This window comes from Acetobacter suratthaniensis (genome assembly GCF_017377745.1).
In the GTDB taxonomy this organism is placed as follows: domain Bacteria; phylum Pseudomonadota; class Alphaproteobacteria; order Acetobacterales; family Acetobacteraceae; genus Acetobacter; species Acetobacter suratthaniensis.
Genome location: NZ_JAFVMG010000004.1, coordinates 64,570 through 89,956, shown reverse-complemented (window position 1 = coordinate 89,956; position 25,387 = coordinate 64,570). Strand labels below are relative to the sequence as shown.

At 60.7% G+C, this 25,387-nt stretch carries 23 protein-coding genes; 12 read left to right on the top strand and 11 right to left on the bottom strand.

Annotated features, from left to right (window positions below; all coding sequences use genetic code 11):
- Positions 1-5: 5 nt before the first annotated feature.
- Complete coding sequence (rapZ, locus tag J2D75_RS06090) at positions 6-989, bottom strand: RNase adapter RapZ (protein ID WP_207853881.1); 984 nt, start codon at positions 987-989, stop codon at positions 6-8.
- A 362-nt stretch (positions 990-1,351) separates the two neighbouring features.
- Between rapZ and J2D75_RS06085 the strand changes: the two genes are divergently transcribed.
- A complete protein-coding gene (locus tag J2D75_RS06085) occupies positions 1,352-1,624 on the top strand; it encodes a RidA family protein (protein WP_207853880.1) in 273 nt (90 codons plus the stop codon).
- A gap of 48 nt (positions 1,625-1,672) precedes the next feature.
- Here J2D75_RS06085 and J2D75_RS14640 read toward each other — a convergent pair whose 3' ends face one another.
- From J2D75_RS14640 to J2D75_RS06070, 3 genes are read right to left on the bottom strand one after another with little or no spacing between them, the layout of a single operon-like run.
- Positions 1,673-3,097 (bottom strand): sulfotransferase, encoded by a 1,425-nt coding sequence (locus J2D75_RS14640; protein ID WP_207853879.1) that lies wholly within the window; start codon positions 3,095-3,097, stop codon positions 1,673-1,675.
- Positions 3,090-4,922: an ATP-binding protein gene (locus J2D75_RS06075; RefSeq protein WP_207853878.1), complete on the bottom strand. Its 1,833-nt coding sequence runs from the start codon at positions 4,920-4,922 to the stop codon at positions 3,090-3,092. Before J2D75_RS06075 ends, J2D75_RS14640 begins: the two co-directional genes overlap by 8 nt.
- A gap of 9 nt (positions 4,923-4,931) precedes the next feature.
- Entirely contained in the window at positions 4,932-5,645 is a 714-nt protein-coding gene (locus tag J2D75_RS06070) for a response regulator transcription factor (protein ID WP_207853877.1), read from the bottom strand.
- Between the two features lie 188 nt (positions 5,646-5,833).
- Here J2D75_RS06070 and J2D75_RS06065 point away from each other — a divergent pair, with 188 nt between their 5' ends.
- The 9 genes from J2D75_RS06065 (at position 5,834) to J2D75_RS06025 (ending at position 15,553) form a co-directional block, all read left to right on the top strand.
- Positions 5,834-6,421 (top strand): nucleotide exchange factor GrpE, encoded by a 588-nt coding sequence (locus J2D75_RS06065; protein WP_207853955.1) that lies wholly within the window; start codon positions 5,834-5,836, stop codon positions 6,419-6,421.
- Positions 6,422-6,602: 181 nt separating this feature from the next.
- A complete protein-coding gene (dnaK, locus tag J2D75_RS06060; protein ID WP_207853876.1) occupies positions 6,603-8,507 on the top strand; it encodes a molecular chaperone DnaK in 1,905 nt (634 codons plus the stop codon).
- 144 nt (positions 8,508-8,651) lie between these two features.
- Complete coding sequence (dnaJ, locus tag J2D75_RS06055) at positions 8,652-9,794, top strand: molecular chaperone DnaJ (RefSeq protein WP_207853875.1); 1,143 nt, start codon at positions 8,652-8,654, stop codon at positions 9,792-9,794.
- A 4-nt stretch (positions 9,795-9,798) separates the two neighbouring features.
- Positions 9,799-10,569 (top strand): 4-hydroxy-tetrahydrodipicolinate reductase, encoded by a 771-nt coding sequence (gene dapB / locus J2D75_RS06050; protein ID WP_207853874.1) that lies wholly within the window; start codon positions 9,799-9,801, stop codon positions 10,567-10,569.
- Between the two features lie 154 nt (positions 10,570-10,723).
- Positions 10,724-11,911, top strand: coding sequence for a methionine adenosyltransferase (gene metK / locus J2D75_RS06045; RefSeq protein WP_207853873.1), 1,188 nt, complete (start codon positions 10,724-10,726; stop codon positions 11,909-11,911).
- Positions 11,912-11,932: 21 nt separating this feature from the next.
- Entirely contained in the window at positions 11,933-12,670 is a 738-nt protein-coding gene (gene trmB, locus J2D75_RS06040; protein WP_207853872.1) for a tRNA (guanine(46)-N(7))-methyltransferase TrmB, read from the top strand.
- A 95-nt stretch (positions 12,671-12,765) separates the two neighbouring features.
- A complete protein-coding gene (gene purH, locus J2D75_RS06035; RefSeq protein WP_207853871.1) occupies positions 12,766-14,343 on the top strand; it encodes a bifunctional phosphoribosylaminoimidazolecarboxamide formyltransferase/IMP cyclohydrolase in 1,578 nt (525 codons plus the stop codon).
- A gap of 111 nt (positions 14,344-14,454) precedes the next feature.
- The gene (locus J2D75_RS06030; protein WP_207853870.1) at positions 14,455-15,258 is read left to right on the top strand and encodes a hypothetical protein; all 804 of its coding nucleotides are present in this window, start codon (positions 14,455-14,457) and stop codon (positions 15,256-15,258) included.
- 133 nt (positions 15,259-15,391) lie between these two features.
- Positions 15,392-15,553: a DUF1328 family protein gene (locus tag J2D75_RS06025; RefSeq protein WP_207853869.1), complete on the top strand. Its 162-nt coding sequence runs from the start codon at positions 15,392-15,394 to the stop codon at positions 15,551-15,553.
- 50 nt (positions 15,554-15,603) lie between these two features.
- Here J2D75_RS06025 and glyS read toward each other — a convergent pair whose 3' ends face one another.
- Together glyS and J2D75_RS06015 are read right to left on the bottom strand one after the other, a co-directional pair.
- Complete coding sequence (gene glyS / locus J2D75_RS06020; protein ID WP_207853868.1) at positions 15,604-17,664, bottom strand: glycine--tRNA ligase subunit beta; 2,061 nt, start codon at positions 17,662-17,664, stop codon at positions 15,604-15,606.
- A gap of 4 nt (positions 17,665-17,668) precedes the next feature.
- Complete coding sequence (locus tag J2D75_RS06015; protein WP_207853954.1) at positions 17,669-18,553, bottom strand: glycine--tRNA ligase subunit alpha; 885 nt, start codon at positions 18,551-18,553, stop codon at positions 17,669-17,671.
- A 292-nt stretch (positions 18,554-18,845) separates the two neighbouring features.
- Here J2D75_RS06015 and J2D75_RS06010 point away from each other — a divergent pair, with 292 nt between their 5' ends.
- On the top strand, positions 18,846-19,595 hold the full coding sequence (locus J2D75_RS06010) for a DUF2076 domain-containing protein (RefSeq protein WP_207853867.1): 750 nt from the start codon (positions 18,846-18,848) through the stop codon (positions 19,593-19,595).
- 75 nt (positions 19,596-19,670) lie between these two features.
- On the opposite strand, the gene J2D75_RS06005 is transcribed toward J2D75_RS06010, so the two are convergent.
- The 4 genes from J2D75_RS06005 to J2D75_RS05990 form a co-directional block, all read right to left on the bottom strand.
- A complete protein-coding gene (locus J2D75_RS06005) occupies positions 19,671-20,174 on the bottom strand; it encodes a helix-turn-helix domain-containing protein (protein ID WP_265782931.1) in 504 nt (167 codons plus the stop codon).
- Positions 20,175-20,345: 171 nt separating this feature from the next.
- Positions 20,346-21,989 carry an apolipoprotein N-acyltransferase gene (gene lnt, locus J2D75_RS06000; protein WP_207853866.1) on the bottom strand — a complete coding sequence of 548 codons (1,644 nt, stop codon included), beginning with the start codon at positions 21,987-21,989 and terminating at the stop codon, positions 20,346-20,348.
- A 92-nt stretch (positions 21,990-22,081) separates the two neighbouring features.
- On the bottom strand, positions 22,082-22,930 hold the full coding sequence (locus J2D75_RS05995) for a GNAT family N-acetyltransferase (RefSeq protein ID WP_207853865.1): 849 nt from the start codon (positions 22,928-22,930) through the stop codon (positions 22,082-22,084).
- Entirely contained in the window at positions 22,927-23,337 is a 411-nt protein-coding gene (locus J2D75_RS05990; protein ID WP_243428548.1) for a Fur family transcriptional regulator, read from the bottom strand. Before J2D75_RS05990 ends, J2D75_RS05995 begins: the two co-directional genes overlap by 4 nt.
- 210 nt (positions 23,338-23,547) lie before the next feature.
- Here J2D75_RS05990 and J2D75_RS05985 point away from each other — a divergent pair, with 210 nt between their 5' ends.
- The gene (locus J2D75_RS05985) at positions 23,548-23,814 is read left to right on the top strand and encodes a sulfurtransferase TusA family protein (protein WP_207853864.1); all 267 of its coding nucleotides are present in this window, start codon (positions 23,548-23,550) and stop codon (positions 23,812-23,814) included.
- A 50-nt stretch (positions 23,815-23,864) separates the two neighbouring features.
- Here the strand turns inward: J2D75_RS05985 and rho are convergent, their stop codons facing one another.
- Positions 23,865-25,163 carry a transcription termination factor Rho gene (gene rho / locus J2D75_RS05980; RefSeq protein WP_207853863.1) on the bottom strand — a complete coding sequence of 433 codons (1,299 nt, stop codon included), beginning with the start codon at positions 25,161-25,163 and terminating at the stop codon, positions 23,865-23,867.
- Positions 25,164-25,387 lie beyond the last annotated feature (224 nt).

The window sequence follows — 25,387 nt, the reverse complement described above, 5'->3', positions numbered from 1 at the left end:
CCGTATCAGACCGACAGGCTCGCGGTATCGGCCTTGAAGGTTTCCACTGGCTTTCTGGCCCAGCGCCACGTGTTCAGGCCCAGACGGGCCAGTTCGCGGTGCATGATCATGATTGGCCAGTGGCCTGATCCTTCATAAGCACCCATGCCATCGGGGGCCGCCAGCCGCAGCGCCAGTGCTTCAACAATGGTTACGGAGCGGTGCCGCCCACCAGAGCAGCCAATGGCGATGGTGGCGTATTTTTTGCCTTCCTGCACAAAGCGCGGCAGTACCAGTTGAAGCATGGCGTGGATCTGCTGCAAAAAGGGCAGGTAGTCGGGGTCTGCGGCCACGTAGTCGGCCACGTCGGCATCCAGTCCGGTTTTGGGGGCCAGCTCGGAAACATAATGCGGGTTACGCAGAAAGCGCGCGTCGAGCACAATATCGGCCTCGCGCGGCAGGCCAGCCGGGTAGGCGAACGACATCAGTGAAACGGTCAGACCCTCATCGCCTTCACCTTCCCACGGACTGAAACGGCTTTCCACAAACCGGCGCAGTTCGGGGGGAGGCATGTCCGTGGTGTCGATCACCAGATCAGCTGCGGCCCGTAGGGGGGCAGTCAGGGCTATTTCCGCCTCGATTCCCTCGGAAATGCTCCCATGCGGGGCCAGTGGGTGCCGCCTGCGTGTGGCGGTGTAGCGGCGCAGCAGCACGTTTTCTTCTGCTGTGGCGTAAATCAGCTCCACGCGTAGCTGCGGGTTGAGCCGCAGCCGGGCCATGGCATCCAGCACGGCATGGGCATCAAACCCACGAGTGCGCGAATCCACGCCGATTGCGACCGGGCGCTCGGCACGGGCCACGATCTCATCGAGCATGCCTAGGGGCGGATTGTCGATCACCTCGTGGTCGAGGTCTTCGAGAATCCGTAAAATGGATGATTTTCCTGCGCCGGAAAGGCCGGAAACCAGCAGGATACGGCGCGGGGCTGATGTGTCGTCCGCCGTATTCATCGGTTGGTATTCCTTTGAATTATGACCTGATACACAACAAAGGGGTACAGGCGTGTTTCGTTCCACATCGTCAGGAAACCGCTTTCATCATGTTACCGTGGTTTCGCCTGTTTTGAGAGAAAATTATGTTCAGGTCAGCTATCACCTGATCACATCTGTTGCTCGGTCGGAACTCTATCCAAGTCCTTAAAAAAAGAAAAATTTGCCGTTGGGTCAAGGCTGGCTTACATCCTCAGCCCGTGATGAAAAATAGCAAGAACACGCAGGGTGGGACAAAGGGTGCGTATAGGCCCCGTGTCCAGCATACTCAGGATGGGCTGACATGCAGCGGCCTGAGGGCAACGGATTGTCAGGGGCAGGATGTGGTGGAACAGTGCCGCCTTGCTCTGGAACAGGGTGCTGAACTGTTGGCGGAAGAAGGGCTGGCCATGCGCGATGTCACCCATTTCGCCTGCACGATTGCTGACCCGGATGGGTTGATGTCCTGCCTGCCGGTTTTCAGGCAGTTTTTCCCCACGACGTCACCGTCCATGAGTTTTATGTGGCTCAAGGATACAGGTCGCAACCGTGGGCCTGCCATTACCTGCTCGCTGAGTGTGCAGCAGGCGGATGAAATGGAAAACGCGTTCGCCTGAGCGCGTAGCCGGGCACAGGTGTTTAACAGAGCGTTCAGCCCGTAGCTGTCAGGGCGTCCGGCCCAGTCCGTCCAGTAGCGGGCGCAGGCTTTCATCATCCGGGCGCCAGCGGTGCAGGGCCGAGCGGTAAAGGGGCGTGCGTACCTGCGCCAGACTGGATGTACGCACGATCCGCCGGTTTTCATGAAAACGCAGGCAGGCCGGATTCCAGAGCAGGCCACAATAGGTCGTAATCCGCTGGGCATGGTGCGGCAGGTTTTGCACCAGATCTTCGTACTGTACGTTCAGGATCGTGCCGGCGGGGAGTATCTGCTCCCAATGCGCCATTAGGGCGCGGTACTGCCGGTAATAGCGGCCCAGTTCTCCCAGATCGAACGTGAAATCCAGATGATCGAACGGGATCGAAAAGCACGACAGGCAGGTGTCGATCGGATCACGCAGGGTGTGGATGATCCGCGCCTTGGGCCAGAGCCGGAGGATCAGCCCGATATGAACGAAATTATCCAGCATCTTGTTCACGATCAGCCGGGGCGGTGCTGTGCCTGTCCAGTCTACGGCCAGACGGTTCATCCGGGCGAGATAATCCTCGGCGGTGGCCAGACAGTCTGTCTCGCTTAACGTGCTGAAAGGCATGGGGCTTTTCCATGCGGGGTTGCGTCTGGCAGCCTCCTTGATGGTATCGACCAGCGTACTGACCTCTCCAGCACCATAGGCCTCCGGGTGGCTGGCCAGAATCTGCTCGACCAGCGTTGATCCCGAACGTGGCATACCCACAATAAAAACCGGCTGGGCTGAAGAGTGGCCTGTTTGGGGCAAGGCCATCATGGCGGCTGTATAATGCGTGCCAACCTGCCGCATGGCCCCCAGAACGGTTTGTTCATCATACGACAGGCTGGCCCGGCGCAGGGCGTTGGCGCGCAGAATGTGGCTGAACCCGGCTTGCGGGGCGCCGGTGTCGGTCATGGCCTTGCCGAGTGCAAAATGCAGGCTGGCCCGGCGGGAAGGGGTGAGGCTGGATTCCTGTGCGGCAAGCCGGTGCAGGGCGGCCAGTGCGGGGTCTTCCGCCTTGAGGGCTTGCAGGCGCACAAGGCCGAGGTAATGAGCGGGCTCATCCGGGGCCAGCGCGATTGCGTGGCGGAACTGGGCGGCGGCTTCGTCAATCCTGCCCATTTCTTGCAACACCACGGCCAGACAGGTGTGCAGCGAGGGATCGTTCGGTTGCAGGCTGTAGGCGGTTTCCAGAGCCTGCAAAGCCTGCTCATGGTGGCCCTGCCTGCGCAAAAGGGCTCCGATGGCAGCATGCACGCCACTGAGCCGGGGGTGCCGGGCCAGCACGCCACGGTAGCAGGCTATGGCGTCGTCTAAACGGTTCTGGCTTACGAGGGCTTCAACTGCGTGACGGGCGCGCTCCACATCGGGGGGGATGGCGGACGCCTGTTCAGGCTTTGGACTTTTGGCGGTGGCCTCAGTCACGGCGTGGCGCGGCCCCCTTGCCCTGACGCGGCAGCGGTGTGGCGCGTGGCAGGCGGATCGTGAAGCACGCGCCCGTAACGGCTCCTTGCCGGTCGAGCAGATTTTCTACGCTGATCGTGCCATGCAGAGCCTCGATGATCTGACGGCTAATGGACAGGCCAAGCCCGGAGTGCTGCCCGAAATTCTCGTCTTTGGGGCGCTCGGAGTAAAAACGGTCGAAAATGGAATCGAGTTTGGCCTGCGGAATGCCCGGCCCTTCATCCGCAACGGACAGGCTAACCATTTTGCCGGTTTCCATCGCACTCAGAACAATGCGGCCATTGGGGGGAGAGAACGAGATGGCGTTGCCGATCAGGTTACGCAGAACCTGCACAAGCCGGTCTTCCACCGCCAGTACGCACAGCGGGTGGTCGGGGGCATCCTCGGTGATGTTGGTGACGATGATGGGCTGGCCCTCCTGACGGGTGGCCTGATGAATTTCCGCCAACACGCCCAGCAGGGGGGCGATTTCAACCGGGGTGGCCTTGGCGCGGGACATTTCCGCATCCAGACGGCTGGCGTCCGAAATATCGGTAATCAGCCGGTCAAGGCGGCGTACGTCAGCATTGATGATCGTCAGAAGGCGGCGCTGCTGGTTCAGATCTTCAATGCGGAGCAGGGTTTCAATAGCAGAACGGATGGAGGAGAGCGGGTTTTTGATTTCGTGGCTGACATCAGCCGCAAAACGTTCGATCGCATCCATGCGCTTCCATAGAGCCTGTGCGCTGGCTTGCAGGGCGCGCGCCAGATCACCGATTTCGTCGCGGCGGGCCAGCAGGCGGGCGGGCACGGTGCCGGTGCGTCCTGTTGTATCGCGCATGACCTGTGCTGAGGCCGCAAGGCGTAGTAGCGGGCGGGCGATGGTCAGCGAGAGATACCACGACAGCAGCACCGTCAGCACCAGAGCCATCAGGAACAGCGAGAGAATGGTGGAGCGGATGGTAAAGAGTGAGCGGTCCACCTGCCACGCCATGCGCGTAAGCTGCACAACGCCGACCGTCCCGCCATCATGAATGACCGGCTCCGCCACGGTAATCAGCAGGCGGCCCTGTGCCGTGCGGCGGATATAGGGTGGTGTTTCGGGTGTGGGCCTGTTGGTGGAGGGGGTTGTGGGGTCGCCGTTATCTTCTGGCGGGCCGGGCGGGTGGTCGGGCGTGTCTTCCTCATCCGTATCCAGCGTGACGATACGCGGATTATGGCTGGCCCACAGCCATGACAGGAAACGCTCATACGCTGTGGGGGCAGGCATGTTGATGGCCCGCGCATGGTGCGTGGAGGGCGAAAAGGTGAGCGGAATATCAGGCGAATCTGAAATATCAATCAGATTGTCCGCCACAAGCCGCCCGTCTGGCCCGAACAGGCGCGCATGGGCGGCGGGGCTGGGTTCTGTCAGGCGTTGCAGCAGCGGGCGGGCCAGTGCGGTTTCCAGCGCGTAGTTTTTGTCCTGCGTGCCGCCGCTTATGCGGGGGCGGGTGGCGCGTACGGCACTCTGCCCCAGCGCACCCGCGTAAATACGGGCCTGCTCACGCAGCCCGGATACCTCGGAGGCCAGCAGGCTGTTACGGAACTGGCCTAAAAACAGCACGGTCACGCCCAGCAGCGCGAGTGGCAGCATATTGACCAGCAGAATACGCCGCATGAGCGGAGAGACCAGCCGTGTGCGCGAAGCCTGATAGGCAGCGGTAGCCTCCACCCCCTTTTGGGGGCGTCGGCCGGGCACGCGCAGGTGGCGCAGCGAATCCACGCGGCGGGACAGCGGCGCCAGAAAGGGGGGCCGGTCTGTCATGAGTGTGGGTCAGTCCTCGCGGTAGCGGTAGCCGATACCGTACAGGGTTTCGATCTGGTTGAAATCATCATCGACCTGCCGGAATTTCTTGCGCACGCGCTTGATGTGGCTGTCGATGGTGCGGTCATCCACATAAACGGTATCGCCATAGGCCGCATCAATGAGCTGATCGCGCGATTTGACCAGCCCCGGACGCAGCGCCAGTGTTTTGACCAGCAGGAACTCGGTAACCGTCAGCGGTACATCCTGCCCGCGCCAGGTGCATTTGTGGCGCAGTTCATCAAGCGACAGATCGCCCCGGCTCAGCGCGCCGCCTGCGGGCGCACCGCTGGCTTCGGCCTTGCTGGCCTCGTTACGCCGCAGCAGGGCACGGATACGCTCAAGCAGAAGCCGCTGTGAGAAAGGCTTGGTAATGTAGTCATCCGCCCCGAGGCGCAGGCCCATGAGCTGATCTACCTCCTCGTTTTTCGAGGACAGGAAGATAACCGGCAGATTCGAACGGGTACGCAGGCGCTGTAAAAGCTCCATGCCGTCCATGCGGGGCATCTTGATGTCGAGCACGGCCAGATCCACCGGATAGGCGGTCAGCCCTTGCAGGGCGGCCTCGCCATCCGTGTAGGTGCGGACATTGAATCCTTCAGCCTCAAGGGTCATCTGAACCGAGGTCAGGATGTTGCGGTCGTCATCAACCAGAGCAATTGTCTGCTTGGTGCGCTCTGTCATTGGTCTTGTTTTCCTTCCCGGCAACGGCGCAAGCACGCCAGATTAGGCTTTGCAGGGGTGGCATGCCAAGGGGGCGTGGCGGAATGACACGCTTTTTTGCCCCAGCACGGGGCCGGTGCGCCGGTTCAGGGGAGTTTCATGCGCGAGAGGTCTTGTCGGCGGCGGCGGCGTTGCCTACTTCTTTGGATATGACGCACGATACAGACCCCTCACAGGTCGAGGCACCGGTCGAGCCGGGCCAGGCCGAACAGTCCACCCCCCGGCAGGATGACGCCGCGCCGGGATCGGACGCCCGTATTGCAGAGCTTGAACAGTCCGTAACGGAGTTCAAGGAAAAATGGCTGCGCGCCGAGGCGGAAAACCAGAATCTTCTGGCCCGCGCGAAGCGCGATGTGGAAGATGCGCGCCAGTACGCGGTGCAGAAATTCGCCCGTGACGTGGTTGAGGTCGCAGAAAATCTGCGCCGCGCCCTGTCCAGCCTGCCCCCCGCGCAGGAAGACGAGGACAGCGTGCTGACCAAGATGCGTGAAGGCATCGAAAGCACGGAACGCTCCTTTATTTCCATTCTCGAACGCCACGGCATTCATTGCGAAGACCCGGCGGGCAAGCCGTTTGACGCCAACCATCATCAGGCTATGGCTGAACAGCCCAGTGCTGAGCACACGCCCGGCACGGTCATGCAGGCATGGACCCCCACATGGACGCTGCATGGCCGTCTGCTCAAGCCTGCCATGGTCGTTGTGGCCAAGGCGCATGAGGGCGGGCAGGCCGGTTAAAAAACCGCCTGATGTCGGGCGGCGCGCCTTGAAAAAGGCAAAACGCCGCCATACATCAGGTCAGTCGGTTAGCATCGCTCCCTTGGCATAAGGCGGGGATGTGGGGGCTGACCGAAATAAAGATGCAAGAAGGGTTCCTTCAGGTGCTTCGGGCCAGAGGGAATCGCTGAAGGGAGAACACATGAGCAAGGTTATCGGTATCGATCTCGGCACCACCAACTCCTGCGTTGCCGTGCGCGAAGGCAACGAGACGAAGGTTATCGAGAACTCCGAGGGCGCGCGTACCACGCCGTCCATGGTTGCTTTCACCGAAGGTGGTGAAATGCTGGTAGGGCAGGCTGCGAAGCGTCAGGCTGTTACCAACCCGACCAACACGCTTTATGCCGTAAAGCGCCTGATTGGCCGCCGCTTTGATGATGCGACCGTCCAGAAGGACAAGGGCCTGGTGCCCTATTCCATCGTCAAGGGCGACAATGGCGATGCATGGGTTGAAGCCCGTGGCACCAAATACGCGCCGTCTCAGATTTCTGCCTTTGTTCTGGGCAAGATGAAGGAAACGGCCGAAGCGTATCTGGGCGAAAAGGTCACGCAGGCGGTTATTACCGTTCCGGCGTACTTCAATGACGCCCAGCGTCAGGCCACCAAGGACGCGGGCAGGATCGCTGGGCTTGAAGTCCTGCGTATCATCAACGAGCCGACAGCGGCTGCTCTGGCCTATGGTCTGGAAAAGAAGAGCGGTGGCACGGTTGCGGTATACGATCTGGGTGGCGGCACCTTCGACGTGTCCGTGCTCGAAATTTCCGATGGCGTGATTGAAGTCAAATCCACCAACGGCGATACCTTCCTCGGTGGTGAAGATTTCGACAACCGCATCATCGCGTTCCTGGCTGACGAGTTCAAGCGCGAGCAGGGTATTGACCTGCGCTCCGACAAGCTGGCTCTCCAGCGCCTGAAGGAAGCCGCCGAAAAGGCCAAGATTGAGCTGTCTTCCTCCAAGGAGACGGAAATCAACCTGCCGTTCATCACCGCTGATGCGTCCGGCCCCAAGCACCTCGTGCTGAAGCTGAGCCGCGCAAAGCTGGAAAGTCTGGTGGACGATCTGGTGCAGCGTACGCTTGAGCCGTGCAAGGCAGCGCTGAAGGATGCCGGTCTGTCTGCTTCGCAGATTGATGAAGTCATTCTGGTTGGCGGTATGACCCGCATGCCCAAGGTGATCGACACGGTTAAGTCCTTCTTCGGCAAAGACCCGGCCCGCAACGTCAACCCCGATGAAGTCGTGGCCATTGGTGCCGCCATTCAGGGCGCGGTGCTCAAGGGCGATGTGAAGGACGTTCTGCTTCTTGACGTAACGCCGCTTTCGCTCGGTATTGAAACACTGGGTGGCGTGTTTACCCGCCTGATCGACCGCAACACCACCATTCCGACCAAGAAGAGCCAGGTGTTCTCCACGGCGGAAGATAATCAGGGTGCGGTCACCATCAAGGTGTTCCAGGGTGAGCGCGAAATGGCGGCTGACAACAAGCTGCTGGGCAACTTCGATCTGACCGGTATCCCTAACGCACCGCGCGGCACCCCGCAGATTGAAGTCACGTTTGATATTGACGCCAACGGCATCGTGTCCGTATCCGCCAAGGACAAGGCTACGGGTAAGGAACAGCAGATCAAGATCCAGGCTTCTGGCGGTCTGTCCGATTCCGACATCGATCAGATGGTCAAGGATGCCGAAGCCAACGCCGAGGCCGACAAGGTCAAGCGCGAACTGGTGGAAGCCCGCAACAACGCCGAAGCGCTCGTGCATCAGACCGAAAAATCTCTGGCTGATGCGGGCGACAAGGTTCCGGCTGCGGAAAAGGCTGAGGCTGAAAGCGCTATTGCCGCCGTCAAGGCTGCTCTGGAAGGCACGGATGCGGAAGCACTCAAGAGTGCGACCGAACATCTGACGCAGGCTGCCATGAAAGTGGGTGAAGCCGCTTACAAGGCCGCTCAGGAAGAAGGTGGTGCGGCTTCCGCAGCTCCTAAGGCCGACGAGCCCGAAATCGTCGATGCCGACTTCGAAGACGTTCACGACAACAACAAAAAGTCGTAAACGGCGCAGGTTCCAGAAGGCGGCCATCTTGTATGGCCGCCTGTCTTGCGCGTCCGGCGCCCGCTCTTTATGAAGCCGGGCGCCTTTTTACATTCAGGACAGTAAGGCCGCGCCCGGCGTGGGGCGGCGCCACAAGGATCACTCATGGCCACGCAGCTTGATTATTACGAAGTTCTTGAGGTTTCCCGGACAGCTTCGGCGGAGGAAATCAAGAAATCCTATCGCAGGCTGGCCATGCAATATCACCCTGATCGTAATCAGGGCGATGCGGATGCGGAAGCGCGGTTCAAGGAAATCAGCCACGCATACGATATTCTCAAGGATGAGCAGAAACGCTCCGCCTATGACCGTTTTGGCCACGCCGCGTTTGAAGGTGGCGGGGCTGGGCCGGGCGGGTTCGATTTCAGCGGCTTTGGTGGCGGTGGCGGGCTGGGTGATATTTTCGAGCAGATGTTCGGAGATATGATGGGCCGCCGGGGTGGCGGTCAGGCCCGTAGTGGCAACGATATCCAGACCCATGTTGAAATCACGCTGGAAGAAGCTTTTTCCGGCGTGAAAAAGGATGTGCGGGTCATCACCCGTGTGGCCTGTGAAAGCTGTCATGGTAGCGGTTCCGAAAGCGGAGCTTCGGGGGTGCAGACCTGCCCAAGCTGTCACGGTGCGGGCAAGGTGCGCGCGCAGCAGGGCTTTTTTATTGTGGAACGGCCTTGCCCGACCTGTCATGGCACGGGGCGCTCGGTCAAAGACCCCTGCAAGGCCTGCCATGGCGAAGGCACGGTCGAGCGCGAACGCGTGGTGGAAGTGCAGGTGCCTGCCGGTGTGGAAGATGGCACCCGTATCCGCATGACGGGCAGTGGCGAGGCCGGGGCCAACGGGGTGCCGCCGGGCGATCTGTATGTGCATGTATCTGTGCTGGAGCATGAGCTGTTCCAGCGTGATGGCGCGAATGTCTACTGCCGTGTGCCGCTACGTATGGGGCAGGCGGCTTTGGGTACCGAAATCGAGGTGCCGGTGATTGATGGCAGCCGCGCCAATGTCAAAATTCCCGCAGGCACGCAGGGTGGTGCTCATTTCAGGCTGCGCGGCAAGGGCTTCTCGGTTCTGCGTTCTTCAGCGCGGGGGGATATGTATATTCAGGTGACGGTGGAAACGCCCCAGCACCTGACAAAACGCCAGCGCGAACTGCTTGAGGAGTTCGAAAAAGAAGCGGGCGAGGACATCAAGCACAGCCCCGAGCATACGGGTTTTTTCCGTCGGGTGCGCGACTTCTTTGAAGGCGGGGAATAACACCATGCGGGTTGGTATCGCCGGTATTGGCGGGCGCGTAGGGCGTTTGCTGGTGGAAGAGGTGCGCGCGGCAGACATGACCCTCGCAGGGGGCACTACGCGCAGGGTGCATGATGTGGTGGCGCCGTATCCTCTGTTTACGAATCTGGCTGAACTAGCCGCATTATGCGATGTGGTGATCGACTTCACCCATGCCGATACGGTGTGTGACAATGCCCGCATACTGGCCGATGCAGGCGTGGGCTGGATACTGGGTACGACCGGCCTGTCCGCAGCGCAGATGGCCGCTGTCGAAGCTGCAGCCGAGCGGATCGGGGTGGTGCATGCCGCCAATTTTTCGCCCGGTGTTACGCTGGTACAGCGTTTGGCCCAGATGATGGGGCAGGCTTTGCCAGCCCAGAGTTATGATGCTGAAATTGTGGAAATGCATCATCGCCAGAAGGTGGATGCCCCCTCGGGCACGGCGCTGGCCATCGGGCGCTCTGTCGCTCTGGGGCGGGGTGTCGCTCTTGAGGATGTGCGCGAAAGCGGGCGTGATGGCCATACCGGCCCGCGTAAAACTGGGGCAATCGGGTTTGCCGCCCTGCGTGGCGGGCAGATTGTGGGCGAGCACGAGGTGCTGTTTACCTCGGCGGATGAGCAGATAACCCTGACGCACCGGGCGTTTGACAGGCGTATTTTCGCCACGGGTGCAGTACGCGCGGCTGGCTGGCTGTTTGGGTGCACACCCGGCCTGTACGGCATGGAGGATGTGCTGGGTCTGCCGCCGCTTTAAGCTGGCTGGCAGCGGGCTGGTGCAGGGCCGCACTGCGTGGCTGATTGGTAAATGTCCTTGACCCGCGCCGTCTATCCCGTCATATCGTCCCGTCCCTTTCATGCAAGGGACATCCTCTGTTTCCTTTTCACTCACGTGGGGCAACGGCACCATTATGCGTAAAGACGGCGATTTTCTGTTTACTTCGGAATCCGTTTCCGAAGGTCATCCCGACAAGGTTGCTGACCGGATCAGTGATACCGTTCTCGACGCGTATCTGGCGGCGGATCCTGAGGCCCGCGTTGCCTGTGAAACATTGGTGACGACCAACCGGATCGTTCTGGCAGGTGAAGTGCGTGGCCCGGCTTCCGTTACGTCGGAAAAGCTGGTTGAGCTGGCACGCGAAGCCGTGCGCGACATCGGCTATGATCAGGAGGGTTTCTCCTGGCGCCGCGCGGATGCAGCCAACTACCTGCACGCCCAGTCCGCTGACATCGCCGTAGGCGTGGACAGCACGGACAACAAGGACGAAGGCGCTGGCGATCAGGGCATCATGTTCGGGTATGCGTCCAACGAGACCGACACCCTCATGCCTGCGCCGCTGTATTACGCGCATCGTATCCTGCACACCATGCGCGACCTGCGCCGTGCTGGCGATGCCCGTGTTGCAGGCCTGCAGCCCGATGCCAAAAGCCAGGTGACCCTGCGCTATGTCAACGGTCGCCCCGTGGGTGCCACGTCGGTTGTCATTTCCACCCAGCATGATGAAGGTGTCGATCAGGCAGATCTGCGCCAGCGCCTGCTGGGCCTGACGCGCGATGTGCTGCCCGAAGGCTGGATGCCGCCTGAAAACGAATTCTACGCCAACCCCACCGGCGTGTTCGTGATTGGTGGCCCCGATGGCGACTGCGGCCTGACCGGGCGCAAGATCATTGTGGATACCTACGGCGGTGCGGCCCCGCATGGCGGCGGCGCGTTCTCCGGCAAGGACCCCACCAAGGTTGATCGTTCCGCAGCCTATGCCTGCCGCTATCTGGCGAAGAACGTTGTGGCGGCTGGTCTGGCTGACCGTTGCACCATTCAGCTTTCCTACGCTATCGGCGTGTCGCACCCGCTGTCTGTTTATGTCGATCTGGACGAAAGCGGCAACGATGTGGACGAAGTGCGTCTGGGCAACGTGCTGCGTGAGGTCATGGACCTGACGCCGCGCGGTATCCGCAAGCACCTGCGTCTGAACCGTCCGATCTATTCCCAGACATCGGCTTACGGTCACTTTGGCCGCACCCCCGATGATGCGCGTGACGACTTTACGTGGGAGCGCACGGATCTGGTCGATGCGCTGCGCAGCGCGCTCAACCGCTAAGCTGAAAGAGCGCGTTAGTTTATGACGGAGGTCAAAGGTCAGGCCGTGGGTGGCCAGCCGGAAACGGCGGATGTTAAACCACCGCCCGAAAGGCTTTATGGTCGCCAGCGCGGACACCCCCTGCGGCCCCGTCAGGAACGCCTGCTGGACGAAACATTGCCGCGCCTGCGTTTTCCGCTTGAAAAAGCGGCAGACCCAGCCGCAGTGTTTGGCCAGCAGCCAGAGCAGATCTGGCTCGAGGTTGGGTTTGGTGGGGGCGAGCATGTGCTGGCCCAGACGCAGGCCCACCCACAGGTCGGCTATATTGCTTCCGAAGTTTTCCACAACGGTCTGTGCTCTCTGCTGACCAAGCTGGTTCCCGTCGGGCAGGAGGCAACCGCCCCCGTGCCGGACAGGCTGCGGTTGTGGGATGATGATGCACGGCTGGTGCTCAAGGCTCTGCCTGAGGCCAGTCTGGATCGTCTTTTCCTGATGTTCCCTGATCCCTGGCCCAAGGCCCGTCATGCCAAGCGGCGCTTTGTGCACCCGCAGAACGTGGCGCTGGTTGCCCGTGCGCTCAAGCCCGGTGCCGTGTGGCGTGTCGCCAGTGACGACCCGACCTATCAGGCATGGGTCAATGAGGTTATGGGCCAGCAGGACTGGTTCGATGCGCCAGCACCGGCCACAGAGCGGCCTGAAGGCTGGTTCCCGACACGGTACGAGGCCAAGGCCATCGCGGCAGGTCGCCAGCCGTTGTACTGGACATTCACCCGTCGGTAACGGCGGGTTTGTTTTTTCTCACAGGCTGATTGCACGCGCTCGGTTTCGCGGCTGATCAGCCGTTCCGTCTTTCCTGCCGTGCGAAAGGTCCCCCCATGAGCCAGACGACACTGCCAATCCGGCGTGCCCTTATTTCCGTTTCCGACAAGACAGGCCTGCTCGATCTGGCGCGCGCACTGGCGGCGCAGGGAGCTGAAATCCTGTCCACCGGCGGGTCTGCCAAGACTCTGCGCGATGCGGGCGTGCCTGTGCGGGATGTGTCGGATTACACGGGTTTTCCCGAGATTCTGGATGGCCGGGTTAAGACGCTGGTGCCCATGATCCATGGCGGTATTCTGGGGCGGCGCGACCTGCCATCTCATCAGGCTCAGATGCGCGAACATGGGATTGGCGAAATCGACCTCGTGGCGGTCAATCTCTATCCGTTCGAAAAGACCGTAGCGTCTGGCGCGGATAGCGAAACCTGCATCGAAAACATTGATATCGGCGGCCCGGCCCTGATCCGTGCCGCAGCCAAGAACCATGCCCATGTCGTGGTGCTGACTGACCCGGCCCAGTATGCCGGGCTGATTGATGCGCTGGGCGATGGCGGCACCACGCTGGCCATGCGTACGGCTTATGCGGGTGCGGCCTATGCCCGCACTGCGGCTTATGATGCCGCGATTGCCGCATGGTTTGCCCAGCAGGCCGGTGAGCCGCTGGCCGAGCGTTTTGCCGTGACCGGGCAGCGCGCTGAAGTGCTGCGTTATGGCGAAAACCCCCACCAGCAGGCGGCATTCTACCGCGATGGCAGCCAGCGCCCCGGCGTGGCTACGGCTGTGCAGGTGCAGGGCAAGGCGCTGTCCTACAACAACATCAACGATACCGATGCCGCTTTCGAGGCTGTGGCCGAGTTCGATGCCCCCGCGGTGGTGATTGTCAAACATGCAAACCCCTGTGGTGTTGCCGTTGGCTCCAGCCTGTCTGCCGCATGGGATCAGGCGCTCAAATGCGATCCGGTTTCGGCCTTTGGTGGCATTGTCGCCCTGAACCGTCCGCTGGATGCGGAAACGGCGGAAAAGATTTCTTCGATCTTTACCGAAGTCATTGTTGCCCCCGAGGCGGACGAAGCCGCGCAGGCACTGCTGGCGCGCAAGAAAAACCTGCGTCTGCTGCTGACGGGCGGCCTGCCTGACCCGGCAGCCGCGGGTATTGTCGTGCGCTCCGTTGCTGGTGGCTTTCTGGCTCAGACCCGCGATGCCGGACGCATTGTGCCGTCTGAACTCAAGGTGGTGACAAAGCGCGCCCCCACGGCTCAGGAAATGCAGGATCTGGTGTTTGCCTTCCGTGTTGCCAAACACGTCAAGTCCAACGCGATTGTCTATGCCCGCGATGGTGCGACAGTCGGCGTTGGGGCCGGGCAGATGAGCCGTGTGGATTCCGCGCGGATTGCCGCATTCAAGAGTGGTGAGGCCGCTCGTGCAGCCGGGCAGGACACCCCGCTGACACAGGGCTCTGTTGCCGCGTCTGATGCCTTCTTCCCGTTCGCAGATGGGCTGGAAGCCATTGTGGCAGCCGGTGCAACCGCTGTTATTCAGCCGGGTGGTTCGATCCGTGATGACGAGGTGATTGCCGCTGCCGATGCCGCAGGCATTGCCATGGTTATGACCGGTATGCGCCATTTCCGTCACTGACACGCTTGCACCGCTCTTGCGGTGAGGGTGCTTCATGGCGGAAACTGGGGGGCGAATCCCGTACCATTGCCCCCCGCCCTGTTCGCGGGGTGGTTTTCGACTGGTTGAATAATGCGCCCTGTGTTTTTGCTGCCCGCCTGTGTGCTGGCGTGTTCTGCCCTTTTTGCCCCGCTTGCCTTTGCTCACGCCCATGAGGGCAAGGCCACGCATCACCACGCTGCTGCCGCTGCAAAGCCCGCTCCGGCACCTGCGCCGGCTGCGGCCCCTGCATCGGGCAATAAGGTTGGCACGGTTTACGACCTGTCAGTGCTGCCGGTGTTTACCGGCAAGGTGGCGCAGTTCCTGCCCTCCACGCATGGTGGTATCAATGGCTTCATTCTTGAAGATGGTACGCAGGTTCTTGTTTCGTCAGAGCAGGGGCATGCCTTTGCCGGGCTGATTAAGCCCGGTGATACGGTTGATATCAGAGGGCTGAAAGGCCAGACCCTGCCGATTTTGCGGGCGTTTCTGATTACCAGTCCGCGCGGTCGCAGCATCGAAGACAGCGTGATTGCCATGCCCAATCACTCAACAGAAATGCTGGCCGGGCCTGATCTGGTGCTGCATGGCCCGGTGTCGATGCCGCTTTACAGCATGAACGGCAAGCTGGTTGGTGCTGTGTTGCAGGACCATTCTGTCCTGTACCTGACGCCTGCTGAGGCCACACGCTTTGCCGATCTGCTCAAGCCGGGCCAGACGGTGTATGCCGTTGGCAGCGGGAGCAACGGCGGTCTGGGTGTTGCGGTAGATGTGCGCGAAATAGGCCCCTCGCTTGAGGCGCTGACGCCGGTTGCTGTTAATCAGCCTCCGCCGCCCGGGCCAGCGGCGGGGAGTGCCGCATACGATATTATCCCCGGTTCTGACGCGCACGAATAATGCACCACCTCGCGCAGGTGCAGTGATTAAACACGGGCGGCCATTGAACCAAAGGCCGCCTTCCAGCGTTAAAACAGGCAGTTAAACGGGTTTCCAGCCGTTAGTACGGCAGGGAAAAGCGCGGAGACAGGCCATGGTTCTGGTACGCTGGATTCTGATTTTTCTGATTTGCGCGCTGATTGCCTCTCTATTCGGCTTTCATGGCGCTGCGGCAGGTTTTTCGGAAGTTGTTCGGGTTTTACTGTTTGTTTTTGTTGTGCTGCTGATCATCAGCCTCTTTTTCGGGCGAAACTGAAGGCACAAACAACCAGCCCGGCATGAAGCCGGGCTGGTCATTGAGGTCTTTCAGCTTTCGATCTGGCTGAAATCAGCAATCAGCCGCATCATGCGCACAAGGCGCGAGAGCAGTTTCAACCGGTTCAGGCGCAGGGCAGGCTCCGGTGCGTTGACCGTTACCTTCTCGAAAAAACTGTCCAGAGGCTGGCGCAGGCTCGCGGCCTCACGCATGGCATCCGTAAACAGTTCTCCTGTAAAGGCGGCTTCCACAGCCGGTTCTACTTTTTCCAGTGCGCTGAACAGAGCCTGTTCTTCTGGCTGTTCAAACAGGGCAGCATCGGGCGTGCCTTCATGCGGGCCGTCTTTTTTGTCTTCTATCCGCAGGATATTGGCGGCGCGGCGGGTAGCGGTCAGCAGGTTCTGGCCGTCTTCCGTTTCCAGCATGGTTTGCAGTGCACCGGCGCGGGCCAGCAGGCGGACAATATCCGTGTCTGTATTATCAACGGAAATAGCTGCCAGACAATCATGCCGCGCCCCTTCGGAGCGCAACTGCACGCGCAGGCGTTCGGCAATGAACTGCGGCAGCAGGTCAAGGTCGGATGAATCGCGCAGGGATTCCGGCAGGGCTTCGGCCGCGAAGGTAAACAGGCGGACAAGATCAAGCCGCAGCGTGTTCTCGCGGATCAGGCGGATAATGCCCAGAGCCGCGCGGCGCAGCCCGAAGGGGTCGCCGGAGCCTGAGGGTTTTTCACCTGCGGCGAAAAATGCGCACAGCATGTCGATGCGGTCCGCCAGCCCGACCACTACGGAAACAGGTGCGGTCGGCACGGTATCTCCCGGCCCTTTGGGCGTGTAATGTTCGCTGATGGCCTGCGCCACACTGTCTGCCTCGCCATCGTGGCGGGCATAATAGCCGCCCATAACGCCCTGTAGTTCGGGGAACTCGCCCACCATGCCGGTGGTCAGGTCGGTTTTGCTTAACAGGGCCGCGCGTTCGCAGGCTTCAGCCGGGGCGCCAGTCATGCCAGCCAGCAGGCCCGCCAGACGGGCGATGCGGCGCGCACGATCACCCAGCGATCCGAGCTTGGCATGGAAGGTGACATTATCCAGCGCGGGCAGACGCGAGGCGAGACTATGCTTGCGATCCAGATCCCAGAAGTGGCGGGCATCGGCAAAGCGCGCACGCAGCACACGCTCGTTGCCAGCGACAATCAGCGCACCGTCATCAGCAGGAATGATGTTGGCCACAAAGGCAAAGCGGGGAGCCGCCGAGCCATCGGCATTCCGCAGGGCGAAATAGCGCTGATTGACGCGCATCGACACCTGCATGACTTCGGATGGCAGTTCCATGAACTGCTCGTCAATCCGTCCCAGCATCGGCACGGGCCATTCCACCAGCCCGGCGACTTCATCCACCAGTCCGGTATCGGGTACGATGTGCAGGCCTTCGGCTGAGGCGAGTTGGGCAAGCCCGGTGGCAATGGTTTCGCGGCGATCCTGTGCCTCCACCATGACACGCTGCTGGTGCAGGCTGTCTTTCCACTGAGTGGCGCTGCTGACCGTAATGGTGTCAGGCGCCATAAAGCGGTGGCCTTCAGTCAGGCCCGCACTTTGCAGCCCGTGCCCGTTATCCTGCCCCTGAGCGAGCGAGAACGGCACAACCACGCCATCAAGCAGGCACAGGATACGGCGCAGCGGGCGCACCCAGGTAAAGCTGCTGCCCTGTCCCCAACGCATGGATTTGGGCCAGGGGAAACGGCGCAGCAGGTCGGGCAGCACGGTGGCGATCTGCGTTGCGGCGTCTATGGCGGGTTCATCCCGCTCTAACAGCCAGAAGCCATCGCGCAGTACCAGCGCATCCCGCGTGACGCCATATTTGCGTGTAAAACCTTCCAACGCCTTGTCGGGTGCGCCCTCACGCGGGCCACGTTCGCTAACAAGGCGGCCGGGCACCTGCGCGGCAACAGTCAGCGTGGCGGCAATGCGGCGCGGGCCGGTATAGGCGCGCAGGTCTGATGGGGAGAGCGGAGCCAGAGCATCGGCCAGAGCATTCAGCAGGGTTTCACCGGCCTGCTGCTGCATGCGCGCGGGAATTTCTTCTGAAAACAGTTCAATCAGCAATTCGGGCATGGTGTTATTTGTCCTCGCCAGCCAGCCAAGTTTCGCAGCACAGTTTCGCCAGTGTTCGCACGCGCCCGATATAGGAAGCGCGCTCGCTTACGCTGATGACGCCGCGGGCATCGAGCAGGTTGAACAGGTGGCTGGCTTTCAGGCACTGGTCATAGGCGGGCTGGGCCACACCGGCTTCGGCCAGTGCCACACTTTCCTTTTCCGCATCCGCGAAGTGGCGGAACAGCAGGGCCGTATCGGCCAGTTCAAAATTATGGCGCGAGTAATCTTTTTCGGCCCGCAGGAAAACATCGCCGTAGGTCAGACCCGCACCGTTGAAGTCGAGGTCATAGACGTTTTCCACGCCCTGCACATACATGGCCAGACGTTCCAGCCCGTATGTGAGTTCTGTGGAGGGAACGCTGACGGGAATCCCGCCAACCTGCTGGAAGTAGGTAAACTGGGTTACTTCCATGCCATCGCACCAGACTTCCCAGCCGAGACCCCATGCGCCGATGGTGGGGTTTTCCCAGTCATCTTCGACAAAGCGGATATCGTGCCGGTCGGGGTCGATGCCGATGGCGCGGTAGCTGTCGAGCAGCAGCTTCTGGCTTTCTTCAGGGGTTGGTTTGAGCAGTACCTGATACTGGTAATAATGCTGAAGGCGGTTGGGGTTTTCGCCGTAACGCCCATCGGAAGGGCGGCGGCAGGGCTGCACATAGGCCGCACGCCACGGCTTGTCACCCAGAGCGCGCAGGGTGGTGTGGGGGGCCAGTGTACCCGCACCCACCTCGGTATCATACGGCTGGAGAATGGCGCACCCTTGCGCGGCCCAGAACTGGTGCAGGGTCAGGATCAGGTCCTGGAAGGAGAGAGGTCGCTCTGAAGGGCGGGGAGGCGCCGGAACCATGGTCAGGATGAAACTCCGCAAGGGTGACTGGGTCATCATTCCCCAGAGCCGTTCCCGTCGGGCGGGTCAGGTATTGGGGGCTGTGTAGCGGCCACCATACAGGCCCAGCGCCGGAACCGGAAGAGAACCCGTAGCGTTGGGCGGTATGTGGCTCTTGTAACGGGCTTGTGTCCTTGCCACATCTTGGCCAGAGTGACCCGCTATAAAATGTCCTGACATGGGCCTGCATCATGCAAAGCCTTATGCCACAGGGCCGGGATCGGACACGCCCGCAAGGGCAGGAGGGGATGGAATGACCAACGAGGAACGCGATCTTATCGAGAAATTTTTTGCCCGTGTGGGTGGCGCGCCGCAGGGTGGTTTTGCCAGTGTGCCGGGCACGCAGCCCAGCCTGCCTGCCGTGGACCCGCAGGCCGATCAGCTGATCGGGCAGGAATTTCAGAAATATCCTGAAGCCCGTTACCGCGTAACCCAGATGGCGGTAGTGCAGGAAGTGGCGCTAGTGCAGGCCCAGAATCGTATCCAGCAGCTTCAGGCCCAGTTGCAGCAGGCCCAGCAGGCTTTGCAGGCAGCCCAGCAGCAGGGTGCGACACAGCAACGCTCTGGTGGTTTCCTTGGTGGCCTGTTCGGTGGTGGGCAGTCTGTCCAGCCGCAGGCGGCTCCTCCGCCGGGCTGGGGTGGTTCCGCCCAGCAGATGCCCCCGCAGATGCAGGCGCAGCCCATGCCGTATGGTGCGCGGCCCAGCATGTTTCAGGGCGGTTCAGGCTTTCTGGGGAGTGCGCTGACAACCGCAACCGGTGTTGCGGGTGGTATGCTGGCGGCCAATGCGCTGACAGGCCTGTTCAGCGGCCATCATGATGCGGACGCCTCGGGCATGGGCGGCGGTATGGCACCGGGTGGTGAGACCATCATCAACAACTATGGCGATAATTCCGACCCCTTTGGTGGGGCGGGTACTACGGCTGATCAGGGTTTCAGCGCTGGTGGAGATAGCTGGGGCGATTCTGGTGGCGACTGGGGCGGAGACGATCAGAGCTTCTGAACGGATCAGGCATACAGTTTTATGCGGCGCGGGCGGGGCAACCTTCCCGCGTTTTTTTATGCCTGCGCGGGACTTTTAGTCTGCTGTCGTGTCATCTGTCATGGAGGTGATGAGATCGAGGATTTTCTTGCGCAGCGCGGGCTGGGGGATGCGGTAATAAGCCCGCACCAGCTCCAGCGTTTCCTTGCGTGAGAGCAGAGCCTGATCTTCCGAGCCGGTGCAGGTCGGTGGGTTCTGGCTTTTATTGAATGGTGGCCGCTGCTCCGCCACTTCGCCCATAGGGGATGGCGTGTGGCTGAAGGCCTGCTTGCCGTTCCCCATATCATCAAAAAAGAAGCTGATCGGCACATCAAGAATACTGGCGATATGGTACAGCCGCGATGCGCCGACACGGTTGGCCCCGCGCTCGTATTTCTGGATCTGCTGGAAGGTAATGCCGAGCGCTTCTCCCAGTTTTTCCTGAGACAGGCCAAGCTGGGTTCGGCGCAGCCGGATGCGGCTACCGACATGAAGATCAATCTTGCCTGAATGTAACGTGGTTGTGACACTGCGTGCCGTAATTTTGTCCGCTGCGGTCACGATGGAAACTTTTCCCTCTGAGGAACAGGTGACGAAGGGAAGGTCACAGTTTTCACGATAAGCTGTTTATAGATGAAAATGTGACCACCGCTAGAGTAAGTTGCAGTAAGGAAGATGAAGGATTGGTAATAACGTCATTGGCATAAAAGAAATTCTAGAGAGGCTTATTCATCAGGCGTTTTTTTTGTGCTTTCTGGTGCGACTGATACACGCCACGAGCAGTATAATGCACGCGCTCAGCGGAATGCTCTGGCCGTACAGGGCAAAAGGCGTTGCGGGCAAAGGAGCGGGTAGGGGCACAGCAAAAGCAGCGGTGCGGTTCCAGCCCAGACTCTGCAACAGGTGGCCGCGCCCATCATACGCGGCGGAAATACCGGTATTGGCGGCACGGGCGATTGGCAGTCCTTCCTCAACCGCGCGTAGGCGCACAGAGGCCAGATGTTGCCTTGGCCCGGCACTGTTTCCAAACCAAGCATCGTTGGTCACGTTGGCTAGCCAGCGGGGGCGGTCGTGGCGGTCTGTTACATCCCCTGAAAAAATGACTTCGTAGCAGATCAGTGGCCCGACCGGGGGGAGGCCACGCAGGTGCAGGGTTCTGGGGCCGGGACCAGCGGCCATGCCGCCTTGCGGCACAATCTGTAAGGGAATGAACGGGGGCTGATACTCGCCAAAGGGAACAAGCCGCGCCTTGTCGTAAACATCTTCCACTGCGCCATCGGGGGCGAGTGCCAGCATGGCATTGCGGTAGCGGCCCTGTTCATCCATCCGCAGGGCGCCAATCAGACCCGCTGCGGCTCCACCACCCCAGCGCATGATGATTGCGCGGGCCTGCGGGCTATCCTGTAGCAGATCGTATCCGGGGAAAGAGGTTTCGGGCCACAGAAAAACAATGGGTCTGCCGGTGTCTTCAGAAACAGCGTCTGATTCTGTCGGGTCTGTCGGCGGGGGGGCGCGGTGTTCAAGAGCCAGAGCCTGCTGCACGCCATCATGGGTCAGGCGCAGATAGCGCAGGAAAATATCACGTGGGTTCAGGCGGCCGACTTTTTCGGTTTCTGGTACATTGCCCTGTGCAATGACAGCGATTGGCCCCTCTTCTCCCGCAGGTGTGGCGGTATAAAAACGTACAGCGCCCAGAGCAGCCCATACAAGAATGGCGCTGATGCCTCCGCCCAGAATAATGGAGCGTGTGCGTGGGGAGAGCGTGCTACCGCGCAGGCAGGCTGCACCTGCCAGCGTGCTGAGCAGGACAAGGCACAGGGTTAGCCCGTCTTCGCCCATCCATGCGGCGGGCTGGATCAGGATATCGCCCACCACACCGGGAATGGCCAGACAACTGCCCAGAGCGTTCCATGTGAAACCACTAAACAGGAAGGTGCGGCTCATATCCGCCAGCGTCCACAGCGCGGCAAAAGCCCCAAGCCGCCGCACACCCGGGGCGGCAAGCAGGCTGAGTGCAGCCGGAACGGCGGCTGTTGGCGCCAGAATCAGAGCGCAGCCCAGCGAAGGGAAGGGCACAAACCACCAGAACTCATCAGCCCGGATCAGCACCGCGTTAATAAGCCAGTATAAACCTGCGGCGTAAAAGCCAAAGCCAAACAGGCCGCCCGCCCATGCTGCGCGTTTCCACTGCGTGGTGGTGTTCAGGGTTTGGCCCAGCAGGCCGAAGCTGAGTAGCAGAACAGGCAGAAAATGAACGGGGGGCAGAGCCAGCGCCGTGAGTGCGCCCAAGCCCAGCATGCGTCCTGCAAACCGCAGGTTGACGCGGGTAAGGCATGCCCTTACGGGCGGCGGGAGGAAGAACCTCGGCACACGCATGACGATGAAATTGCCTGTTGGTGAAAGGGCCGTGCGAAAAAGAGAGGCCGTCCGGGGGGCGGTGGCTGCACATTACCCCGCCCCCGAACGTGTCAGTCCAGTGCGTCGCGCAGGCGGCGTTCATAGTGGCGGTAATATTTATCCGCCAGCAATTCGCTCTTGACCAGAATGGCCACATCGGTGGTGTTGAACTGGCGGTCAATCACCGCGCCATCGCCAATATAACCACCCAGGCGCAGATACCCTTTGATAAGGGGCGGCAGCCCGACAAGGCATTTGCGCACATTCAGGGCGTGCGGGTCGGTGCGCAGCATTTCCACCCGGCGGTCTTCCAGCGCTCTGACGCGCAGGGCCGGGGGGGCCAGATGGTTGTGGTAGAGATAGGTCAGCTCATCCGCAATGCGATCGGGGTCGGTGCCGGGCAGGCTGGCGCAGCCAAACAGCAGGTCGATACGATGCAGGAAGATATAGGAGGCAATGCCCCGCCACAAAAGCTGCATGGCTGCGCGGCCACGATAGTTCTTGTCCACGCAGGAACGGCCGACCTCAAGCAGCCTGCCGGGAAATTCCTGCAAGGGCGTGATGTCGTATTCGCTGGCGGAGTAAAAACGACCGATTTTTTTGGCGGCGTCACTCTGCACAAGGCGGTAGGTACCCACAACGCCACGCTCGTCCGAGGCAATGGCGTTGTCGATCACCAGCAAGTGGTCGGCAACGATGTCGAACTCGTCGATATCGCGCTTGAGGCTCAGGGTCTGCGCATCGGGATGCGCTCCCATTTCCTCGTAGAACACCCGATACCGTAGAGCCTGAGCGGCTTCACGCTCGGCATCGGTTTCGGCAATACGGACACTCAGGCTACCGCCATGCAGTTCGGGAAAGCTGCTACGGTCCAGATCCAGTGTGGACAGGCCACCGCCACTGGCGCGTGCGGAACTCATGTCGTCTCTCCCTTGCGGTGCGGCGTGGCGGCACTCGCGGACTGCTTCTTCTTTTTGCCGAACAGCTCAAGGCGCAGGGAAACGAACTCGAAACCGAGACGATCGGCCATTCTGCGCATCAGTTCTTCTGCTTCGGGGTCTTCGAACTCGATCACCCGGCCATTATCCACGTCAATGAGGTGGTAATGATGGTGCCCGTGTTCGGTGGCTTCATACCGGGCGCGTCCGCCGCCGAAATCACGGCGTTCCAGAATTCCCTTTTCTTCCAGCAGGCGCACCGTACGGTAAACGGTCGCCACTGAAATGCGGGAATCAAGGCTGAGCGCACGGCGGTAAAGCTCTTCCACGTCGGGATGATCGTCGGCTTCGGAAAGCACGCGCGCGATCACCCGTCGTTGGCCTGTCATCTTCAGGCCATGTTCAACACATAATTGCTCGATACGTGATTCTGCCGCTTGTGCCTTCACGATCCCAAACCTGCCTGTACTGTCATGCTTGCGTCTGTCTTTCAGGTAGCCGAAAGGTAAGGTGCTTGTCCAATTTTACACGGATGTGCGTTATACCGGATGCCCATTAAGGTAGGTATAATACGCCTGCAAAGAGGGGAGAAATGTAAAATGGCGGCCGTGACCGACCAAGGGGCGTGTACCCCTGTGATCGTTGAACTGGATATTACCGCGGATACATGCCCCCTGACGTTCGTGCGAACCCGCCTTGCGCTGGACGGCATGGCCCACGGGGGCGTGCTGGTCGTGCGTCTGAAGGGCGAGGAGCCGCATCGTAATGTCGGGCGTTCTGTGCGTGCGCTGGGGCATGCGATCGTTTCCGAGGTCGCTCATGCTGATGGCAGCATGGTTCTGATTATCCGCAAAAAAACCGGCTGAACGCCCTTTTGGGGGCTCTGGCCGGTTTTTTGTGTTCATCCGCCGCGAGCCTAGTTGTTCATGGCTTCGAAGAAGTCGTTGTTGGTTTTGCTGTATTTCAGCTTGTCCAGCAGGAAGTCCATCGCATCCATCGTGCCCATGGGGGCAAGGATACGGCGCAGCACCCACATCTTGGACAGGGTTGCGCGATCCACCAGCAGTTCTTCCTTGCGGGTACCGCTCTTGGTGATGTCGATGGCGGGGAAGGTGCGCTTGTCCGCCAGCTTGCGGTCGAGCACCAGTTCGGAGTTGCCGGTTCCCTTGAACTCTTCGAAAATCACTTCATCCATACGGCTGCCGGTATCGATCAGCGCCGTTGCGATGATGGTGAGCGAACCACCTTCTTCGATGTTACGCGCAGCACCAAAGAAGCGCTTGGGGCGCTGCAGGGCGTTGGCGTCCACACCACCGGTCAGCACTTTGCCCGATGAAGGCACAACGGTGTTGTAGGCGCGGGCCAGACGGGTGATGGAATCCAGCAGGATTACGACATCGCGCTTGTGTTCGACCAGACGCTTGGCTTTTTCCAGCACCATTTCCGTCACCTGCACGTGGCGGTGAGCCGGTTCGTCAAAGGTGGAGGAAATCACCTCGCCCCTGACGGAGCGCGCCATGTCGGTCACTTCTTCAGGGCGTTCATCGATCAGCAGAACGATCAGGAACACTTCAGGGTGGTTGGCGCTGATGGAGGAGGCAATGCTCTGGAGCATGACCGTCTTGCCCGAACGCGGCGGCGCCACAATCAGGGCGCGCTGGCCCATACCGATGGGCGAGACAAGGTCGATCACCCGCGGGGTAAAGTCTTTCTGCGAGCCTTTCTTGCCCTTTTCGCTTTTGGGTTCGGGGGCGGTGGCCTGACTTTCGACTTCCATCTGCAGACGCCGCTCGGGGTAGAGGGGCGTCAGGTTATCGAAGTTGATGCGGTGGCGGACGGCATCGGGCGATTCAAAGTTGATCGTGTTGATCTTGAGCATTGAAAAGTAACGCTCGCCGTCGCGCGGGGCGCGAATCTGGCCTTCTACCGTATCACCCGTGCGCAGGCCGAAGCGGCGCACCTGTGTGGGAGAGATGTAGATGTCGTCCGGGCCGGGCAGGTAGTTGGATTCGGGCGCCCGCAGGTAGCCGAATCCGTCATGCATGATCTCGAGGGTGCCCTCGCCATAGATAGCCTGATCGTTGTCGGCCAGTGTCTTCAATATGGCAAACATCATGTCCTGCTTGCGCAGGGATGAGGCGTTTTCGATATTCAGGTCTTCAGCGCAGGCCAGAAGGTCGGCAGGAGACTTGGCCTTGAGTTCCGCAAGATGCATGGAAAAATGCCCTGACTGGCAAGAAAGTTCGCGAATGGAACGAAGGTCTGGACTGTCCGTATTCATTTCCGTGCCTTTGGCGTGCGGGCAGCATAGGCCCGTGCGTGAAAGGAACCAGAAAGCGGTTGAAGTCCTGACATTGAAGGGGAGGTGCTGGGCAGGTGAAGTCAGCCAGCGTCTTGTGCGCGCAGGATAGGGGGCGTGTGGTGTGCCGTCAAGCTATA

Excerpts from the sequence above, each read along its gene's own strand:
- J2D75_RS06025 (WP_207853869.1), top strand. The coding sequence starts at position 15,392 with ATGGTTCTGGTACGCTGGATTCTGATTTTTCTGATTTGCGCGCTGATT.
- rapZ (WP_207853881.1), bottom strand. The coding sequence starts at position 989 with ATGAATACGGCGGACGACACATCAGCCCCGCGCCGTATCCTGCTGGTT.
- J2D75_RS06075 (WP_207853878.1), bottom strand. The coding sequence starts at position 4,922 with ATGACAGACCGGCCCCCCTTTCTGGCGCCGCTGTCCCGCCGCGTGGAT.
- rho (WP_207853863.1), bottom strand. The coding sequence starts at position 25,163 with ATGCATCTTGCGGAACTCAAGGCCAAGTCTCCTGCCGACCTTCTGGCC.
- J2D75_RS06065 (WP_207853955.1), top strand. The coding sequence starts at position 5,834 with ATGACGCACGATACAGACCCCTCACAGGTCGAGGCACCGGTCGAGCCG.
- J2D75_RS05985 (WP_207853864.1), top strand. The coding sequence starts at position 23,548 with ATGGCGGCCGTGACCGACCAAGGGGCGTGTACCCCTGTGATCGTTGAA.
- metK (WP_207853873.1), top strand. The coding sequence starts at position 10,724 with ATGCGTAAAGACGGCGATTTTCTGTTTACTTCGGAATCCGTTTCCGAA.
- dnaJ (WP_207853875.1), top strand. The coding sequence starts at position 8,652 with ATGGCCACGCAGCTTGATTATTACGAAGTTCTTGAGGTTTCCCGGACA.
- J2D75_RS05990 (WP_243428548.1), bottom strand. The coding sequence starts at position 23,337 with ATGACAGGCCAACGACGGGTGATCGCGCGCGTGCTTTCCGAAGCCGAC.
- J2D75_RS06015 (WP_207853954.1), bottom strand. The coding sequence starts at position 18,553 with ATGGTTCCGGCGCCTCCCCGCCCTTCAGAGCGACCTCTCTCCTTCCAG.
- glyS (WP_207853868.1), bottom strand. The coding sequence starts at position 17,664 with ATGCCCGAATTGCTGATTGAACTGTTTTCAGAAGAAATTCCCGCGCGC.
- purH (WP_207853871.1), top strand. The coding sequence starts at position 12,766 with ATGAGCCAGACGACACTGCCAATCCGGCGTGCCCTTATTTCCGTTTCC.
- J2D75_RS06070 (WP_207853877.1), bottom strand. The coding sequence starts at position 5,645 with ATGACAGAGCGCACCAAGCAGACAATTGCTCTGGTTGATGACGACCGC.
- dnaK (WP_207853876.1), top strand. The coding sequence starts at position 6,603 with ATGAGCAAGGTTATCGGTATCGATCTCGGCACCACCAACTCCTGCGTT.
- lnt (WP_207853866.1), bottom strand. The coding sequence starts at position 21,989 with ATGCGTGTGCCGAGGTTCTTCCTCCCGCCGCCCGTAAGGGCATGCCTT.
- J2D75_RS06030 (WP_207853870.1), top strand. The coding sequence starts at position 14,455 with ATGCGCCCTGTGTTTTTGCTGCCCGCCTGTGTGCTGGCGTGTTCTGCC.
- J2D75_RS05995 (WP_207853865.1), bottom strand. The coding sequence starts at position 22,930 with ATGAGTTCCGCACGCGCCAGTGGCGGTGGCCTGTCCACACTGGATCTG.
- dapB (WP_207853874.1), top strand. The coding sequence starts at position 9,799 with ATGCGGGTTGGTATCGCCGGTATTGGCGGGCGCGTAGGGCGTTTGCTG.
- J2D75_RS06010 (WP_207853867.1), top strand. The coding sequence starts at position 18,846 with ATGACCAACGAGGAACGCGATCTTATCGAGAAATTTTTTGCCCGTGTG.
- trmB (WP_207853872.1), top strand. The coding sequence starts at position 11,933 with ATGACGGAGGTCAAAGGTCAGGCCGTGGGTGGCCAGCCGGAAACGGCG.